This is a genomic window from Streptomyces sp. NBC_00433 (assembly GCA_036015235.1).
GTDB lineage: Bacteria > Actinomycetota > Actinomycetes > Streptomycetales > Streptomycetaceae > Actinacidiphila.
The window spans coordinates 2,924,591-2,941,458 of sequence record CP107926.1 but is presented as its reverse complement, the minus strand read 5'-3'; the positions used below and the strand labels follow the sequence as shown (position 1 = coordinate 2,941,458).

Sequence of the window (16,868 nt, the reverse complement as noted above, 5' to 3'; positions counted from 1 at the left end):
GGGGCCCGGCACCGCAGGAACAGCGGACCCTAGCCCGCCGTGCAGACCGGCGTGGGCAGGGGTGAGCCCGGGGTGCCGTTGGCGGTGAAGCCGAAGGAGATCGAGGCGCCGGGGGAGACGGCGCCGTTGTAGGGGGCGTTGGCCACCGTGACGGCGGAGCCGCTCTGGGTGAGGGTGCCGTTCCACAGGCTGGTGATCGTCGCCGTCGGCGCCGACCAGGCGACCCGCCAGCCGGCGAGCGCGGACGTACCCGGGTTGGCGACGGTCACGCTCGCCTGGAAGCCGCCCGACCAGGAGTTGGTGACCGCGAACTGGGCGGTGCAGCCCGACCCGGTGGGCGGCGGGGTCGTCGGGGGAGGCGTCGTCGGCGGGGGAGTGGTGGGCGGCGGGGAGGTCGGCGGGGTCGTGTCGCCGTAGGTCAGCCCGTAGCCGTAGGGGAAGAGCGGCGTCTTGCCGTCGCCGTAGTTGATCGGCTCCTGCGACGCGCTCTGCATCCACGACATCGGCAGCTTGCCGGTGGGCGCGTAGTCGCCGAAGAGCACGTCGGAGACGCCGTTGCCCTCGGTGCCCGGCAGCCACGCGGCCACCAGGGCCTTCCAGTCCGGGAGTTGGGCCGCGATGTCCAGCGGGCGGCCGGACACCAGCACGGTGACCACCGGCACACCGCTGGCCTTCAGTTTGGCCAGCACGCTCAAGTCGGCCTGGTCCAGGCCCATCGAGCCGGTGCGGTCGCCGCTGCCCTCGGCGTACGGGGTCTCGCCGACGACCGCGATCGCGGCGGAGTACGACCCGTTGATGCCGTCGCCGGTCTTGCTGTACGTCACCTGCGAGGTGTTGTTCACCGCGGACCTGATGCCCTGCAGGATCGTCGTCCCCGGGGTGATCGCGCCGCTCGAACCCTGCCAGCTGATCGTCCAGCCGCCGCTCTGGTTGCCGATGTCGTCGGCGGACTTGCCGGCCACGAAGACCTTCGCGGACTTGGCCAGCGGCAGCACACCGCCATCGTTCTTCAGCAGCACCTGCGACTCGCGCACCGCCTGCCGCGCGACCGCCCGGTGCGCGGCGGAGCCGACCGTGGAGGTGTACGACCGGTCGGTCAACGGGTGCTCGAAGAGACCGAGTTGGAATTTCTTGGTGAGGATGCGCCGGTTGGCGTCGTCGATCCGCGCCGTCGTCACCGCGCCGCTGCTCACATCGCTCTTCAGGTCCGCGACGAAGGACTTGTAGTCGGTCGGCACCATCACCATGTCGATACCGGCGTTGACGGCGCCGGCCACCTCGGCGGCCGTGAAGCCGGACCGCCCGTCGATCTTGTCGACCCCGGCCCAGTCCGACACCACGAAGCCGGAGAAGCCGAGTTCGCCCTTCAGCAGGCTGGTGATCAGGTACTGGTTGGCGTGGTCCTTGACGCCGTTCCAGCTGCTGTAGGACACCATGACCGCGCCGACCCCGCGGTCGACGGCGGCCTTGAAGGGCGGCAGGTGGATCGCCCGCAGGTCCGCCTCCGACAGGGTCGCGTTGCCCTCGTTGACGCCGCCGTCCGTGCCGCCGTCGCCGATGTAGTGCTTGGCGGTGGCCAGCACCGAGGCCGCGCCGCCCAGCGTCTCGCCCTGCAGCCCGGTGATCTCGGTGGTCATCTGCGACGGCAGGTCGGGCGTCTCGCCGAACGACTCGTACGTCCGCCCCCACCGGTCGTTGCGTGCCACGCAGAGGCAGGGCGCGAAGTCCCAGTCGATGCCGGTCCCCGACACCTCCTCCGCGGTGACCCGCCCGACCTGCTGCACCAGCGACGGGTCGCGCGTCGCGCCGAGCCCGATGTCGTGCGGGAAGATCGTGGCGCCGTAGACGTTGTTGTCGCCGTGCACCGCGTCGATCCCGTAGATCATCGGGATGCCCAGCGGCGTCCCGAGCGCGGTCCGCTGGAAGCCGTCGTACATATCGGCCCAGCTCGCGGCGTTGTTGGTGCTCGGCGCCGAACCGCCGCCCGAGAGCACCGAACCGATCCGGTACGTCGCCAGGTCGCCCGGCGCGGCGGCCAGCGCGGTCCTGTCGACCTGGGTCATCTGGCCGATCTTCTCGTCGAGCGACATCCGTGCCAGCAGGTCGGCCACCCGCTGCGACACCGGCAGCGAGGGGTCCTGGTAGGGCAGTCCGGCCGCGCTCGCGCGGGCGCTCGTGGTGGTGGCGGCGGTCGCGTTCACCGCCGCGTCGGTCAGGGAGAGCATCGCGAGGACGGCGCCGACGGCGACACCCGCTCTGCGGAACGTGGATCTGGGCATGGGGACTCCGTGTGGGGGGAGGCCGTGGGGGGCCATGGGGCATGGGAGCGCTCCCATAGATAAGGCCAGCGTGTGCGGGCCCTGTCAAGAGCGGCGCCGGCGCCGTGGACGCCGCGGCCGGCTTCGGCAACACCGTGGTGACGAGGTCGTGGCGGTGGGTGAGCTGCGGGCGGGCCGGGATCGACGACCGGACCGTTCGCCGATCCTTGGGCGTAACCTGATGAGGACAGCGCCGCTTGCCGGGGAGGTCTTGGTGTTCAACATCCTTGAAGATTTGTTCGCGCCTTCGCGCAAGCACACCGACGACGAGCGCAACCGGCTGGAGCTCTTCCGCGAGGACGAGAGCAGCGGCGATCCGGGCCGAGGCCCGATAGACCTCGCCTCCGGCAAGGTCGTGGTCCGCCCCCCGCGCACCTCCCCCGAGCAGGCCTAGGCCTGTCGTTCGGCTGACCGGGCGCCCGGGAAACCGGATGCGCCGGCCGGGCCGGCTGGCTAGCGTCCTGGCGTGGCCCACACCTATCCCCCGCTGAATGTCGTCGTCCGCACGCCCCGCCTGACGCTGGCCGGCGCGTCCGACGAACTGCTGGAAAGCCTCGTGCCGCTCGTGCGGGCCGGGGTCGCCGACGCCGAGCCGTGGCCTTTCGACGACCCGATCTCCTTCTACGCCGACGGCCCCGAACGCGAATGGCGATGGCTGCGCGCCGTCTGGGCCGGACGCGGCCGCGTGAGCCCTGACGCGTGGCGGCTGTACTTCGCCGTGATCGTCGACGGCGAACCGGTCGGCATGCAGGACCTCATCGGCACGGACTTCACGCGGTTCGGCACAGTGTCCAGCTTCTCGTGGCTGGCCCCCGGCAGCCGCAGGCAGGGGCTCGGCAAGGAGATGCGGGCGGCGATCCTGCACCTGGCCTTCGCCGGGCTGGGCGCCCGCGAAGCCGCCAGCGACGCCTTCGTCGACAACGTGGCGTCCAACCGCGTCTCCCGCGGTCTGGGCTACGAACCCAACGGCACCGACTGGGACACCCGCCGCGGCGAGCCCGCGCGGATCCAGCGGTGGCGGCTCGCCCGGGACGCGTGGGAAGGGGCCCGCCGGGACGACATCGAGCTGACCGGCCTCCAAGAGTGCCTGCCCGTCCTGGGCATCGGCTAGCCGCGTACCGCACAGGTGCCCGGCGGTCGCCGGGCACCCCCCTTTTTTTCGGCTCCGCGCCGGGTCAGACGGTCAGGAGCGCGGGGTCGGCGGCCTTGTCGACCGGCAGGAAGTCGTCCGGAACCGGGTACTGGCCGAGGACGTAATGGAGGATCGCCGCGTGCATCGCCTCGACCGGGGCGATGCTCGCGGCGGTCGCCACACCGGCCGCCGCGCTCACGTCGAAGGTGGCGAAGAGATACGTCTGCGCCGCCTGGTCCTCCAGCTGGAGCGCCAGCTTCGCCACGTCGGTGACCGTCCTGGCCTTGCCGAGCGCCGCGAGGGTGGCGGGCTGGTTGCTCAGCGGCACGTCGTGGATCGCGGGCTTGCCCGCGCCGGTCAGCACCGCGTTCCACGCCTTGGCGTGGTCCGAGTGCTGGGCCATCGCCGTGGTCACGAAGGTGGCGACGGCCGGCGGCACCTGACCGAGCTTGCCCGCCTCGGCCGCGGCGAGGGTGGCCTGGTAGGCGCCGACGGCCTGGTTCTCCAGCGCCACGGCGAGCGCGACGACCTTCAGATCGCCGGTGTACTGGCTCTTCGACGACCCCGAGGGCGACGGGGCGGCGCCCTTGGTCGGCGCGGCCGAGTCGTGCTTGTCGCCGCTGGAGCACGCGGCCAGGGCCATGGCGGCCGCGAGGCCGCCGGCGCCGACGAGGAAGCGGCGCCGGCCCGGCGCCCGCGGGGCGTCGTCGGACCCGCCGAGGTTGCCGCGGAGGTCCTCGGCGAGGTCCACCGCGGCCGCGCGCATGGCCGGCAGGGTGTCGCGGTGGGCGGCTTCCATGTCGCGGGTGAGCCGGGCGAGCCGGTCGTCGCTGATCGGCATGTCCCAGCCGTCGCGTGCGGTGGTCACTTCACGGCCCCCTCAGAGATCGGCGAGGCGTTCACGGTCGGGTAGAAGGCGTCGGGGAAGCCGACACTGCCTGCGGCGGCGGGCAGCTTCGCGACGTCGGTCGGGATGGCGACCAGGCTGCCGAGATTCCCGGCGAGCAGCGCCTGCACGGCCAGCAGCGTCGCGCGGTGCTGAGCCTCCACGGGCGCCACCGACGCGAACAGCTTGCGCAACTGGGCGCTGCTGACCTGGCTGACGTTCTTGGTGTACGTCTGCGCTGCCACGTCCTCCAGTGTGATGGCGAGCTTCACCACGTCGGCCGGGGTCTTGACGGTCGGCAGCGCCTCCTTCACCACGGCCGCGTACTTCGGGTCGGGGGCGGTCTGCGCCGCGCCGCCGGCCTGCGTGACCGCGGCGTTGAAGGCCTGCGCGTGCGCCTGGTGCTGGGTGGTGGTCTTCGCGATGAAGGCCGAGATCGTCTTGTTGCCGTCCTTGATGAACGGCAGCCCGGCGGCGGTCCGGTAGACGCTGATCGCCAGGATCTCGATCGACGCCGCCGTCTGCAGGGCCATGATGTCGTCGCTCGACGTGGCGGCTGCGGCGCGCATCGAGGTCAGCAGCGCCGCGGCCCCCGCCGCCCCGGCGACGGTGCTCCCGCGCCGCCACCAGCGCCGCGGCCGCGGCCCGGTGACCTCCGCGAAGTCGTCCAGCGCGCCGCGGGTGATGCGTACGGCGTCGCTGTTCAGATCCTGTGACTGCTCGGTCAGTTCCCCGAGCAGCCGGGTGTCGATGTGCTCTACGGCCATCACGCCCCATCTCTCCGTCCACCCACTCGGTCAGCGGGCGGGTCACAGCACGGTTCGCGACAACAGCCCCCGCGGATTGGTCCCCCCGGCGGCCCACCGCCGAAGTCACCCTCCGGAGCGGCCCGTTCGAGGACGGGGGTCGCACATTTCGAAGCGTGACGCCGCGGAGTCGCCGGCGGCCTTCCTCGCGTACGCGCTCAGACCGTTCGACGGCGCACCCGGCAGCGCAGGTGCGGCTGCCGGCCAAGCGGTGCCTTTGACTTGACAGCGCATCCCTTTGCCCGGCTGGGGCGGGCTTTCGCTTTTCCCGGTCGCTTTGTCCGGCCGCTTCTTGAGCCTTTCGTGCGTAAGGATCGGCGTCGGTGGGGGCAGGTCTATCTGCGGGGGCCCGACTGACGGCGAAGGGGAACCGGCCGCCGAAGGCCGACCCGAACAGGACCGCCGGCCGGGGACCGGACGCCCCCGGTCGGTGCGGGTCGTGCGAACTCACCCTGCCTGCCTGGCGGTCCCTCCCGGCTCGCCGACCTGGGCCGAGTGGCTTGATGGTAGAATTTTCAACGTTCCGGGGGCGGGTGCGCGTTGACTCGGTTGACTGCACTCCGCCTTCAGGTGAACACGGAGCGCGTTCTCCTGGCGAACTTCCGGTGAATTCCTGTGGGCTGACCCAGTATTCGGCGGAGCGCTTCGAGTAGATTCTCGCTTCCTGTGGACGGGTTTGTGCGGGGCGGCGGATGACGACCTGCATGCCCTGTACACGCGGGTTTCGCATGCCGGCCGGAAGACGGGCCGGTCCGTTTCCGTGGGGTGCCTACACGCACTCCTCACGCGGGGCCCGGCACGCCGAGTGCCGACATCGGCAGAACAGTTCAGGAAGGCGGACAACATGGCGGAACCCGGTGGCGCGACTTCTGGATTCCAGGGTTCGGACGGCGTTCTTTACAACACGACGCCCGCGGACCTCAACTCCAAGGCCGTTGACATCCGCAACACCGAGGCAGTCGTCCAGGCGGAGCTCGACAACCTGAAGGCGTACGTCGTCAGCCTGGAGGAGGTGTGGGGCGGTATCGCCTCGACCACGTTCCAGGAACTGATGCAGCAGTGGGACACGCACGCCGCGCACCTCCAGCAGGCGCTGCTCGCCATCGCGGGCGGCCTGGACGGTTCCGCCGACAACTACATCCAGTCCGAGCAGTCGAACGTGGCGAACATCCGCAACGTGCAATTGCCGCCGGCCCGCCTGGCCTGACCGCGGCGGCCGCGGCCGGCCACGCAGCAAGCACTCTTCTCGTCGGAGGAATCGACATGCCCGATATCGAAGGTACGCCCATCCGCGTCGGCAGGGACCTGGAGGGGGCGGGCGCCTATCTCAACGGCCAGGCGGCGCACATCATGGGCGAGCTGAGCGCTCTCAAGACGCGCATCCAGTCGCTGATCGACACCTGGAACGCCCAGTCCGCGACCGAGTACCAGGGCCGCATGCACGAGTGGGACATGGCCGCCGTCGGTCTCTTCGGAAGTGAGGAAGAGGACGGGGTGCTCGGCGAGATAGCACACGCGATGCGCGTGAACTGGGGCAACTACGTCGGGGCGGAGGAAGCCAACATCAGGACGTGGACCGCCACGCACTGACCGGGCGGACAGCGGACCGCCGGCCGCACGCATCCGTGCGGCCCCCAGCCAACGTGTGACAAGGAAAGGCCCAGTGGAGAACGAACGCTGCCACGTGACCGTGGTGGGAACGCGGCGGCGGGTGGACCTCGCGGTGCCTGCTGACGCGGCCATCGCCGAGTACACGCCGAACCTGCTCAGGCTCGTGGGCCAGGTGGAGTTCGACGACACCTTCCCGCCGGTCTGGTCGCTCGCCCTGCCCGGTACACCGCCTTTCCCCCCGCAGACCTCCCTGCGGGAGTGGGGCGTCGTGGACGGCGCGACGCTGTACCTGAGGGACGCGGCCGCGCGGGAGTCCGACGAACCCGTGGTCACGGACCTGGAGGAGTCGGTCGAGCAGGCCGACGGTGAGCTGACCGCGTGGGGCTGGCGGTCGCGGGCGTTCACCACCTTGAGCCTGGGCGTCCTGAGCCTCATCGCCGGTTTCGTGATGCTGGCCCGGTCCGGACAGGCGCTGCCGGCCACGGGCGCCGGCGCGATCCTCGCCGCCTTCTCGCTGGCCCTGCTCGCCTGGCACGCCACCCGGCAGGGCTGGTCCCTCCCGCTCGGCCTGCGGCTGATCATGGCGTACTCGGCCGTGCCGCTGCTGGCGGTGGCCGCCGCGTCCCTGCCGGCGGCCGACGCCGGCACCGGGTCCGTGCTGCCCGCGGTGAGTGCGGGGGCGGTACTCGGGGCGCTCGCCGCCCTCCTGGCCATCCGCCACGCGACGACGCTGATGGCGGTGGCGATCACCCTGCTCTCCCTCGTGCTCACGGTGTGCCTGGTCCTCGGCCACACCACGCTGCCGGAGTCGTCCGCGGTCGTCGGCGTCGTGATGATGGCCGTGCTCGCCGTCGCTCCCCGGGCCGCCGGGCACTTCGCGGTGCTCGCCGGCTCGCACACCGGCGGCCCGCAGGCGTACGGCGACGACGCCGACGTGCTGCACCTGGTGCGGCGCGGGCAGCGCCTGCTCATCGGGACGACCCTCCTCGCCTCGGCGCTGGCCGCCGCGTGCCTGGTGGTCCTCGGCACCTCGGACCAGAAGTTCGCCGTGGCCCTTGCCGCCTGCCTCGGGCTGGCGCTCGTGCTGCGCGCGGGGCGGGTGACCATGGCGGCCGCGGCCGTGCCCATGGTGGCCGCGGGGACGATCGGCCTGGCGGCCACCGTGATCCGGGCGCCGGGGAACTTCGGCGCACCGGACTGGAGCGGCTCCGTCGCGCTGCTCGGTTCGGCCGTGCTCGCGCTGGTGATCGGCCTGAGCCGGGCCTTCCGCGCCGACGCCGCCGAAAACCGTCCCGGGTGGATCGATCCGCTCGCCGGGCTCCTCCTGCTGGCGGCCGTGCCGCTGGCGGTGGGTGTCTTCGACGTGTACGCGGCGCTGCTGGACTCGGGGCAGACGCCGTGACGGGCCCGGAGAACGGGGTGCGCGGCCGGTGAAGCGGAACGTCCTGCGGGTGGCGGAGCGGGGCTGGGGCACCCACCGCACCATCACCGCCGCCGTCCGTGCGGCGCAGGACGGCGCGGTGATACACGTCCAACCCGGCGTGTACCGGGAGTCCCTGGTCCTGGACCGTGCCGTGAGCGTCGTCGCGGAGAAGGGCCCCGGCACCGTGCGCATCGTCGCCGCGCACGGGCCCGCCGTGAGTGTCAACGGCGGCGCCCCCCTGCTGCGGGACGTGGCGATCGAGGGCGGTTCCGACCGCGGGCCCGCGGTGCTGATCGGCGGCGGCGAAGCCGTACTCGAGCAGTGCGAGGTCTCCCGGGGCCGCGTCGAGGTGATCCGCGACGCCACCGCCGAACTGCGCTCGTGCACGGTCCAGGACGCCTCCGGCGCCGGTTTCCACGCCACCGGAACGGCCGGTGCGGTGCTGGAGGACTGCGCGATCCGGTCGATAGCCGGCCACGGCCTCATGCTGAGCGACGCCGCCACGGCGGACGTGCGCCGCACCACCGTCGAGCAGGTCACGGGGTGCGGGGTGGTGATGGCCGGGGAGTCGCTGGGCACCTTCGACGACTGCACCGTACGGAACACCGGCGAGGCGGCGGTCGTGGTGCACACCCCGGCGCGCCCTGTGCTGCGCGGCTGCCGGCTGCACGGCACCAAGGCCCAGGGGCTGCGCGTGTGCGACGCGCCGGGGGCCGCGGCCGCGGCCGCGGCCCCCGCTTCCGCCGCCGACGGGGCGGCCGCGGCGGCCGGCCGCGAGGAGACACGCGTCCGGCTGGAGAAGTGCGAGATCTTCGACACGGCCGAGGACGGCGTGCTGGTCTCCGGCGGGGGCGAGGTGTGGCTCAGGGACTGCCACATCCGCGAGACGGGCGGGGCCGGGGTGATCGCCGCCGGAAGCAGCCGGGTCGAGCTCGAACAGAGCCGGGTGGTGGACCCGCGGGGGACGGGCCTCGCCGCCGTCGACAGCGCGCAGCTGCACGTCCGGGGCGGCACGGTCGCGCGGACCGGCGCCAACGGTGTGCACGCCTCGGACGCCTCCACCGTCCGCCTCACCGAGTGCGAGATCTCCACCACGGCGTACACCGCCCTGTACTTCGGCGGCAGCGCACGGGCGGAGCTGCGCTCGTGCACCGTGCGCGACAGCGCGCAGCACGCCCTGCGGGCGGAGGCCGCGGCGGACGTCCTCGCCGAGGACCTCCGTATCGAACGGGCACGGATGACGGGCATCGACATCAAGGACGCCGACGCCGTACTGCGCCGCTGCGTGGTCGCCGACACGGACACCGGCATCAGGCTGGAGACAAGGCACCGCCCGCTGCTGGACGGTTGCGAAGTGGCCCGGTCCGCCAAGACGGGGATCGAGGTGGCGGCCGGCACCGGCGCCGTGGTGCTCGGCGGGCGGGTGGAGGGCACCGGCTCCGCCGGTGTCTTCCTCGACGAGCGCAGCGAGGCCTGGATCGAGGAGCTGACCATCGCCGACGTCAAGGGAAGCGGGCTGGTGATCTGGTCCGGAGCCCGGCCCCGGCTGCGGTCGGTGACCGTCGCCGGTGCCGGGAAGAACGGGGTGTACGCGGGCGACGGCGCCGAAGGGCTGCTGGAGGACTGCACGGTCACCGCCACGGGCTATCCCGCGGTGTACGTGGGTGCCAAGGCCGCCCCCGTGCTGCGCCGCTGCCTGGTGCACGACACGGACGAGGACCTGTCGCGGGCCGACGACGCGGCGGCCCGCTTCGAGCAGTGCCGCAGCAGCAACGTCAAGGTCGCCACCATGCCGACCGCGGCCGGGGAGGAAGCGGCCGCCCCGGCCGGCGCACCCGCCGCGCGGGGCGGCGCGGCCGCGGAGAAGGCCGGGGCGGGCGGGCAGGAGGCCGTCGGCGAGGACCGGCTGCCCGAGCTGCTCGCCGAACTCGACCTGCTGGTCGGCCTGGAGGGCGTCAAGCGCGAAGTCGCCGCCATGGCCAAGCTGATGCAGATGGTCAAGCGGCGTCAGGAGGCGGGTCTGCAACCGCCGCCGCTCAGCCGGCACCTGATCTTCGCGGGCAACCCCGGCACCGGCAAGACGACGGTGGCCCGGCTGTACGGCCGGCTCCTCGCCGCGCTCGGCCTGCTCGCCGACGGGCACCTGGTGGAGGCCGACCGCAGCGACCTGGTGGGCGAGTACGTGGGCCACACCGCGCCGAAGACCACCGCGGTCTTCCGCCGGGCGCTGGGCGGTGTGCTGTTCATCGACGAGGCCTACGCCCTGGCGCCGGCGGGACAGAGCAACGACTTCGGGCACGAGGCCGTCTCCGCCCTGGTGAAACTGATGGAGGACCACCGCGACGACGTGGTGGTCATCGCGGCAGGCTACCCGGAGGACATGGAGCGCCTCATCGACTCCAACCCGGGGCTGGCCTCGCGTTTCACCCGCACCCTCACCTTCGACGACTACGTGTCGCCGGAGCTGGTGCGGATCGTGGAATACCAGGCGTCCCGGCACGAGTACCGGATTCCGGAGGAGACGGCGGCGGCGCTCCTGGCGCACTTCGACGCGATCGAGCGCACCGAGCGCTTCGGCAACGGGCGCACCGCCCGCCAGGCCTTCCAGCGGATGACCGAGCGGCACGCCATGCGGGTGTCCGACCTGGCCGACCCCAGTGGCGAGGACCTCACGGTGCTGCTGCCGTCCGACGTGCCCGCGGTGGCGGCCCGATGACCGGGAACCGGAGGCACGCCGGACCGGGCGCCCTGCCCCGGTCAGCTCGTCACGGGGCCGGGGGGCTCGGGGAAGTGCGCGGAGCGGTCCACGTGGGCGTAGGCCTGGCCCGACCCGTTGACCATGGCGATGAAGGCGCCCAGCAGTTCGAGCGCGTTGCTCTGCATCCCCAGGGCCTTCTGCATCGCCGGGTTGATGTGCGGGGCGAACTCGTCGCCGATGTCGGCGAGGGTGTCCTGGTCGGCCCGGTCCTGGTCATCCATGGACTGGTAGTAGCCGGTGTTCGGCGTCGCGCTGCCGGTGTTCATCGCGGCGAGCGGGGCGTCCGGGTGCGCCGGGCCCCAGAAGGCGCCGTGAGAGGCGGCGTACACCTTCTGGCGCAGCGCCTCGTAGTTCCAGACGGCGTCACGGGCCTGGGCGAGCAGCGTGTTCTCGGTCGCCCGCACCGTGGCCGCGTCGAAGGCGATCGGTTCGCTGTTGGGCACGACGTCGGTGGCCGGCGTCCCGCCGGAGCTGCCGCCGGTGTCGGTGTTGAAGCTGGGCGGGGTGTTCCAGCCCACCGCCATGGTGGGGTCCAGATTGGTGAAGTCCTTGCCGGCGTCCGGATCGTCGATGCCGCCGCCGTCTGCGTCCGACCCCGAGCCCGAGTGGTTCTGCTGGGGATTGGGCATGGTGTTCTCCCGCGTGAGAGTCCGGCGGAGCCGCCGGCCGGGTGTTCCGGTCGGCAGTCGCCGACCCCCATCAGTTTGTCACACCGGATTCCGGGAGTGGCGGCCCATCGGCCGGCTCACGGCAGAACAACGGAAATCCGCGACGTGTCACGCGGATTGTGCGAAAGGAACACCGGCTGATGCCGACGTTGTCCCCGGATGAGTACCGCGTCGCATTGGGCGACCTCAGGACCGCCATCGGATCCGTACGCGCGGAAAGTGAGCACGTATCAGGTCTGATCGGGCAGATCCAGAGCCATTTCGAGGCCGCGCACAGTTATTGGCAGAGCCCGTCGGCGACGTCTTTCGAGACGATGTCCACATGGCTGAACGGCGCTTCCCGCGACCTTCAGGCCGTGCTGGACGAGATGGCCCGGCGCCTGCAGACGGCCTACGACAACTACGCGGACGCGGAGGTGAGCAACACCGGCAACCTGGGCGGGGGCGGCCCGAAACCCCCGGCGGGTGGACCCGGTCCGAACACCGGGTCCACCCGGGCAGTGGTGCCTCCGGGGCAGGCCAGGCCGTACGAACCGGCCCTGGCCGCGGCCGCCCATCGGCTCGGCTCCACGCAGGACCCTGACGGGACCGCCGACTTCACGGCGGCGACGGTGACTCCGGCGCAGCCGGCCGCACACCTCCTATCGGCCGAGGCCATGGGAGCCCTTATCCGTAACTCCGGAGACTGAGCATGCCCGATACAGCCGACTACGACATCAGTTCCCTGAAGATCGACCCGCAAGCGCTCAGCACGGAGGGCCACACACTGCTTTCGCTCGCCCAGCAGATGGGTGAGTCGATCGTCCACGTCAACAACATCGTCTCCGGTCTGAAGCTGGGATGGGCGGGGAGCACCTCCGACGAGGCGCACGCCTTCTCCGACCGCTGGATCGGGGTGATGACCGACGTTTTCGGCGACGAGGACGGCGCCGGCGGCATGCTTCCCGCTCTCGTCGCGGGAATTCTCGGCACCGCCGTCGGATTCAGCCAGGTGGAGCAGGAATTGGAAACGGGTTGGAACAACTTCTCCCTCTCGCTGGGAGCGTCGGGTGACGGCTCCGGCCCGACGGACCACGTCGGCCCCGACTTCCCCATCACCCAGGACTTCCCGAACTAGATGACCAGAACAGATTTCCACCGCCCCGCCAGGACGTTCCCCCCGTCGGTCCCGGAACAGCAGGTCTCGCTGGCCGCCCCGCCGCAGAAGGCCCCGCAGAACCAGGCCCAGACCTGGCTCTACATGCTGCTGCCGCTGTTGAGCAGCGTCAGCATGGCCGCCTACATGGTCACCTTCGGCAGACCGTGGATGATCGCGCTCGGCATCGGCTTCGTCGTCGTCTCCGTCGGCGTCACGGTCATGGTCAGGACCCAGACCAGGAACGCGAGCCGGCGCACCCAGTACCGCCAGCGCGACCGGTACGTCGAATACCTCGCCGACATCCGCCGCCAGGCACGGGAGTCGGCGGCCGAGCAGCGCGCGGTCAGCGCCTTCGTCCACCCCGGCCCGCAGCGGCTGTGGGCGATCGCCACCGCCGGTCCGCGCCGGGTCTGGGAGCGCCGGCCGGCCGACGCGGACTTCATGAAGCTCCGCCTCGGGCTCGGCCGCGGAGCGCCGGCCATGCGCGTCACCCTGAGCAGGCACAGCGACCCCACCGCGGAGCACGACACCGAGTCCCACCGCCGCGCGGAGAAGCTGACCGGCGACTTCGAGACCGTCAGCCGCCAGCCGGCCTGGGTCGACCTGGCCGGCACCGGCGTCCTCAGCCTGCTCGGCCCCGAGGAGCGCACCGCCGAGGTCGCCGCGTCGCTGCTGCTGCAACTGGCCGTGCTGCACGCACCCGACGACGTCGAGATCATGGCCCTGGCCCCGGGCGAGGAACACACCTGGTCCTGGGTCAAGTGGCTGCCGCACACCCGCCAGCCGGGCCGGGCGGACCTCGTGCCCATGGTGGCCGAGAGCATGGACGGCCTCGCCGACCTGCTCCAGGCGCGCGTGGAACGCATACGGGAGGAACGCACCGAGCGCGCCGGCACCCTGGGCATGCGGCGCGAGGCCAGGGCGTCGCACCACCTCGTACTGGTGCTGGACGGCTTCCGGCCCGCAGCGGAGTGGGCACGCCTGCCGCTCGTGGCCGAACTGCTGGCGGAGGCCGGTCCGGAGAGCGGGCTGCACCTCGTCTGCCTGGTCACCAAGGAGAGCGAGGAACCCAGCCGGGTCGACGCCCGCGCCCGGGTGGACGCCGAGGGGAACCTCACCCTGGAGACCCGCCATCCCGCCCTGGTCCAGACGGCCCAGGACGCCGTCGCCGACGTGTGCCCGCCCGAACTCGGCGAGCAGGCGGCCAGGGCGCTGTCGCCGCTGAAGCTGTCCGGCGAGCAGGACCAGGTCCTCGCCCGCGCCGTCTCCCTGCCCGAGATGCTGGGCGTCACCGACCTGGGCACCTTCGACCCCACCGCGCTGTGGCGCGAGCCCGACGACGAGGCCCTGCTGCGGCTGCCGATCGGGTTCACCGGTGACAACTCCCCGCTCGTGCTGGACCTGAAGGAGTCCGCCCTCGGCGGTGTGGGCCCGCACGGCCTGGTCGTCGGCGCGACCGGTTCCGGCAAGAGCGAACTGCTGCGGACCCTCGTCACGGGCCTGACCATGACCCACGCCCCCGAGCACCTCAGCTTCGTGCTGGTCGACTTCAAGGGCGGCGCCACCTTCGCCGGCGTCACCGACCTGCCGCACGTCGCGGGTCTGATCACCAACCTCGCCGACGACCTGGCGATGGTGGACCGGGTCCGTACGGCCCTGCACGGCGAACAGCAGCGCCGGCAGAAGATGCTGCGCCAGGCCGGCAACGTCGACTCCGTCCGCGAGTACCAGATCCTGCAGGCCGCCGGTGGCACCGACGTGGACGGCAGGCCCCTGGAGCCGATGCCGTACCTGGTGGTCGTCGTCGACGAGTTCGGTGAACTCCTGGCTCAACGGCCCGACTTCATCGAGCTGTTCGTCCAGATCGGACGGGTCGGCCGAAGCCTGGGCATGCACCTGCTGCTGGCCACCCAGCGGCTGGACGAGGGCCGGCTGCGCGGCCTGGAGTCGCACCTGTCGTACCGGATCTGCCTGCGGACCTTCAGCGCCCAGGAGAGCCGCGCGGTCATCGGGACGCCCGACGCCTACCGGCTTCCCCCGATCCCCGGCTCGGCCTACCTCAAGGTCGACGAGACGGTCTACGAGCGCTTCCGGGTCGCGCACATCTCCGGCACCTACCTGGAGGAGGACGAGCGCGAACCCGTGGCGGGGCCGGCCCCGGTCCCCGTCCCGTTCGGCCTGCGCACCGCGGCCGACGCCGCCACCGAGGAGACCGACGAGTCCGAGCCGTCCATGACACTCGCCCGGCCGCTGCCCGGCCAGCGCACCGAGATGCAGGTGGCCGTGGCGCGGGTGAAGGTGCACGGCAACCCCGTGCACCAGGTGTGGCTGCCGCCGCTGCCGACGGGCGTCGAGCTCGACTCGCTGCTCGGGCCCGTCCGGGCCGGCGCGGAGCGGGGCCTGCACTCCCCGCTGTGGCCCCAGGGCGCGGGCCTGTCCTTCCCGGTCGGGGTGGTGGACCTGCCCAGCCGCCAGGAGCAGCGCGCCATGCTGCTCGACCTGTCCGGCCCGCACGGGCACCTGATCGTGGTGGGCGCCCCGCAGTCCGGCAAGAGCACCCTGCTGCGCTCCCTGATGATGAGCGCGATGCTCACCCACACCCCCGACGAACTGCAGTTCCTCGGCGTCGACTTCGGCGGCGGCAGCCTCGTCGGGCTGGAGCGGGCTCCGCACGTGTCGGGCATCACCACCCGGCACGACGAGGCACGGACCCGGCGCGCGCTGTCCGTGGTCCGGCAGCTGGTGCACGACCGGGAGCAGCTCTTCCAGGAGCTGCGGATCGACTCCGCGGCGGACTTCCGCCGGCGGCGCGACGAGGAGGCCCTGCCCCACGGCGTCAACGCCGCCGACGTCGTCCTCGTCATCGACAACTGGGCCGCCCTGCGCTCCTCCGTGGAGGAGGCCGAGGAGATCGTGCCCGACATCGCGGTGCGTGGTCTCGGCGTGGGCGTCCACCTGGTGCTCACCGCCAACCGCTGGGCGGAGCTGCGGGCCAACCTGCGCGACACCGTCACCGGCCGCCTGGAACTGCGCCTCGCCGAGCCCGCCGAGTCGGATGTCTCCCGGCCGCTGGCCAGGCAGCTGCGCGCGTCCCTGCCCGGCCGCGGCCTGGTGGCGCCCGGCAACCTCTTCCAGGCGGCCCTGCCGCGGCTCGACGGCACTGCCAGCGCGGACAACCTGACCAAGGCCCAGGAGACCGTGGTCGAGGAGCTCGCCGCGAGCTGGCGGGGCGCCACCGCCCCGCCGCTGCGCGTGCTCGCCGAGCTGATCACCCCGGAGGAGCTGGAGCGGGCCTGCGAGGCCCTCCCCGGTGGTGCCGGGGCCCTGCCCGCGGGCGCCGTGCCGATCGGGATCAGGGACTTCGATCTGCGCCCGCAGATCCTCGACCTGGAAGCCGACGGGCCGCACTTCCTGGTGTACGGCGACTCCGGCTCGGGCAAGACCTCCTTCCTGCGCTCCTGGATGCGGGGTATGACCCGGCGCCGGTCGGCCTGGGACCTGCGCTTCGTCGTCGTCGACTACCGGCGCGGGCTGCTGGGCGCGGTGCCCGACGACTACCTCGGCGCGATGGCCGGGGACCCGGACGCGGCAGCCCTCTACGTCGGGCAGGTCGTGGAGAAGCTCAAGGAGCGGATGCCGCCCCCGGGCATCACCTCGCGCGAGCTGAAGGAGCGCGCCTGGTGGGCCGGCCCCGAGCTGTACCTGGTGGTGGACGACTACGACCTGGTGGCCACGGGCGGGACGACCGGGCGCGGCCCGCTGGCCGCGGTGGGCGACTACCTCACCCAGGCAGCCGAGATCGGCTTCCACGTCGTGGTCGCCCGCCGGAACGGCGGAATGAGCCGTTCCCTCGCGGACCCCGTGGCGGGCCGGATCCGCGACCTCGGCTCCGGAGGACTGATCCTGTCCGGCGATCCCCGCGAGGGAACCGTGCTGGGCGATCAGCGCGCGCGGCGGCTGGCTCCGGGACGCGGCATCGTCGTCTCCCGCCGCAGCGGCGCCTCCCTCGTCCAGACGGTGCACGACGCGGCCGACGACTGACCGTTCACCCGGCTCGCACAGCGCCACCCGCTGCTGCCATCCGAACCGATCGACCGGCGGGCGTCCCGGCAGGGACCGCCCGCCTGT

13 protein-coding genes are annotated in these 16,868 nt (G+C 72.4%); 9 read left to right on the top strand and 4 right to left on the bottom strand.

The window, feature by feature from the left end:
- Positions 1-29: 29 nt before the first annotated feature.
- Positions 30-2,279, bottom strand: a complete 2,250-nt coding sequence (locus tag OG900_12105; protein WUH90766.1) for a glycoside hydrolase family 3 C-terminal domain-containing protein — start codon at positions 2,277-2,279, stop codon at positions 30-32.
- A 253-nt stretch (positions 2,280-2,532) separates the two neighbouring features.
- Here OG900_12105 and OG900_12100 point away from each other — a divergent pair, with 253 nt between their 5' ends.
- Positions 2,533-2,712 (top strand): DUF6191 domain-containing protein, encoded by a 180-nt coding sequence (locus OG900_12100; protein WUH90765.1) that lies wholly within the window; start codon positions 2,533-2,535, stop codon positions 2,710-2,712.
- 72 nt (positions 2,713-2,784) lie between these two features.
- Positions 2,785-3,429, top strand: coding sequence for a GNAT family N-acetyltransferase (locus tag OG900_12095; GenBank protein WUH90764.1), 645 nt, complete (start codon positions 2,785-2,787; stop codon positions 3,427-3,429).
- 64 nt (positions 3,430-3,493) lie between these two features.
- On the opposite strand, the gene OG900_12090 is transcribed toward OG900_12095, so the two are convergent.
- Together OG900_12090 and OG900_12085 are read right to left on the bottom strand one after the other, a co-directional pair.
- Positions 3,494-4,318, bottom strand: a complete 825-nt coding sequence (locus tag OG900_12090; GenBank protein ID WUH90763.1) for a ferritin-like domain-containing protein — start codon at positions 4,316-4,318, stop codon at positions 3,494-3,496.
- Entirely contained in the window at positions 4,315-5,103 is a 789-nt protein-coding gene (locus tag OG900_12085; protein WUH90762.1) for a ferritin-like domain-containing protein, read from the bottom strand. The genes OG900_12090 and OG900_12085 overlap by 4 nt, the downstream gene beginning before the upstream one ends.
- A gap of 883 nt (positions 5,104-5,986) precedes the next feature.
- Between OG900_12085 and OG900_12080 the strand changes: the two genes are divergently transcribed.
- From OG900_12080 to OG900_12065, 4 genes are all read left to right on the top strand, one after another.
- Positions 5,987-6,349, top strand: a complete 363-nt coding sequence (locus OG900_12080; protein WUH90761.1) for a WXG100 family type VII secretion target — start codon at positions 5,987-5,989, stop codon at positions 6,347-6,349.
- A gap of 56 nt (positions 6,350-6,405) precedes the next feature.
- Positions 6,406-6,732, top strand: coding sequence for a WXG100 family type VII secretion target (locus OG900_12075; GenBank protein ID WUH90760.1), 327 nt, complete (start codon positions 6,406-6,408; stop codon positions 6,730-6,732).
- 73 nt (positions 6,733-6,805) lie between these two features.
- Positions 6,806-8,155 carry a type VII secretion integral membrane protein EccD gene (gene eccD / locus OG900_12070; GenBank protein ID WUH90759.1) on the top strand — a complete coding sequence of 450 codons (1,350 nt, stop codon included), beginning with the start codon at positions 6,806-6,808 and terminating at the stop codon, positions 8,153-8,155.
- Positions 8,156-8,183: 28 nt separating this feature from the next.
- A complete protein-coding gene (locus OG900_12065) occupies positions 8,184-10,892 on the top strand; it encodes a right-handed parallel beta-helix repeat-containing protein (GenBank protein ID WUH90758.1) in 2,709 nt (902 codons plus the stop codon).
- Positions 10,893-10,933: 41 nt separating this feature from the next.
- Here the strand turns inward: OG900_12065 and OG900_12060 are convergent, their stop codons facing one another.
- Positions 10,934-11,563: a hypothetical protein gene (locus tag OG900_12060; GenBank protein WUH90757.1), complete on the bottom strand. Its 630-nt coding sequence runs from the start codon at positions 11,561-11,563 to the stop codon at positions 10,934-10,936.
- Positions 11,564-11,742: 179 nt separating this feature from the next.
- On the opposite strand from OG900_12060, the gene OG900_12055 reads away from it, so the two are divergent.
- The 3 genes from OG900_12055 to eccCa are packed head-to-tail and all read left to right on the top strand — an operon-like array spanning position 11,743 to position 16,781.
- A complete protein-coding gene (locus OG900_12055; GenBank protein WUH90756.1) occupies positions 11,743-12,291 on the top strand; it encodes a WXG100 family type VII secretion target in 549 nt (182 codons plus the stop codon).
- Positions 12,292-12,293: 2 nt separating this feature from the next.
- Positions 12,294-12,719, top strand: a complete 426-nt coding sequence (locus OG900_12050) for a hypothetical protein (protein ID WUH90755.1) — start codon at positions 12,294-12,296, stop codon at positions 12,717-12,719.
- Entirely contained in the window at positions 12,720-16,781 is a 4,062-nt protein-coding gene (gene eccCa / locus OG900_12045; GenBank protein ID WUH90754.1) for a type VII secretion protein EccCa, read from the top strand.
- Positions 16,782-16,868: the final 87 nt, after the last annotated feature.

Bases quoted from the DNA above. Each gene is read 5' to 3' on its own strand.
- OG900_12105 (WUH90766.1), bottom strand. From the start codon at position 2,279: ATGCCCAGATCCACGTTCCGCAGAGCGGGTGTCGCCGTCGGCGCCGTC.
- OG900_12050 (WUH90755.1), top strand. From the start codon at position 12,294: ATGCCCGATACAGCCGACTACGACATCAGTTCCCTGAAGATCGACCCG.
- OG900_12060 (WUH90757.1), bottom strand. From the start codon at position 11,563: ATGCCCAATCCCCAGCAGAACCACTCGGGCTCGGGGTCGGACGCAGAC.
- OG900_12085 (WUH90762.1), bottom strand. From the start codon at position 5,103: ATGGCCGTAGAGCACATCGACACCCGGCTGCTCGGGGAACTGACCGAG.
- OG900_12080 (WUH90761.1), top strand. From the start codon at position 5,987: ATGGCGGAACCCGGTGGCGCGACTTCTGGATTCCAGGGTTCGGACGGC.
- OG900_12055 (WUH90756.1), top strand. From the start codon at position 11,743: ATGCCGACGTTGTCCCCGGATGAGTACCGCGTCGCATTGGGCGACCTC.
- eccCa (WUH90754.1), top strand. From the start codon at position 12,720: ATGACCAGAACAGATTTCCACCGCCCCGCCAGGACGTTCCCCCCGTCG.
- OG900_12075 (WUH90760.1), top strand. From the start codon at position 6,406: ATGCCCGATATCGAAGGTACGCCCATCCGCGTCGGCAGGGACCTGGAG.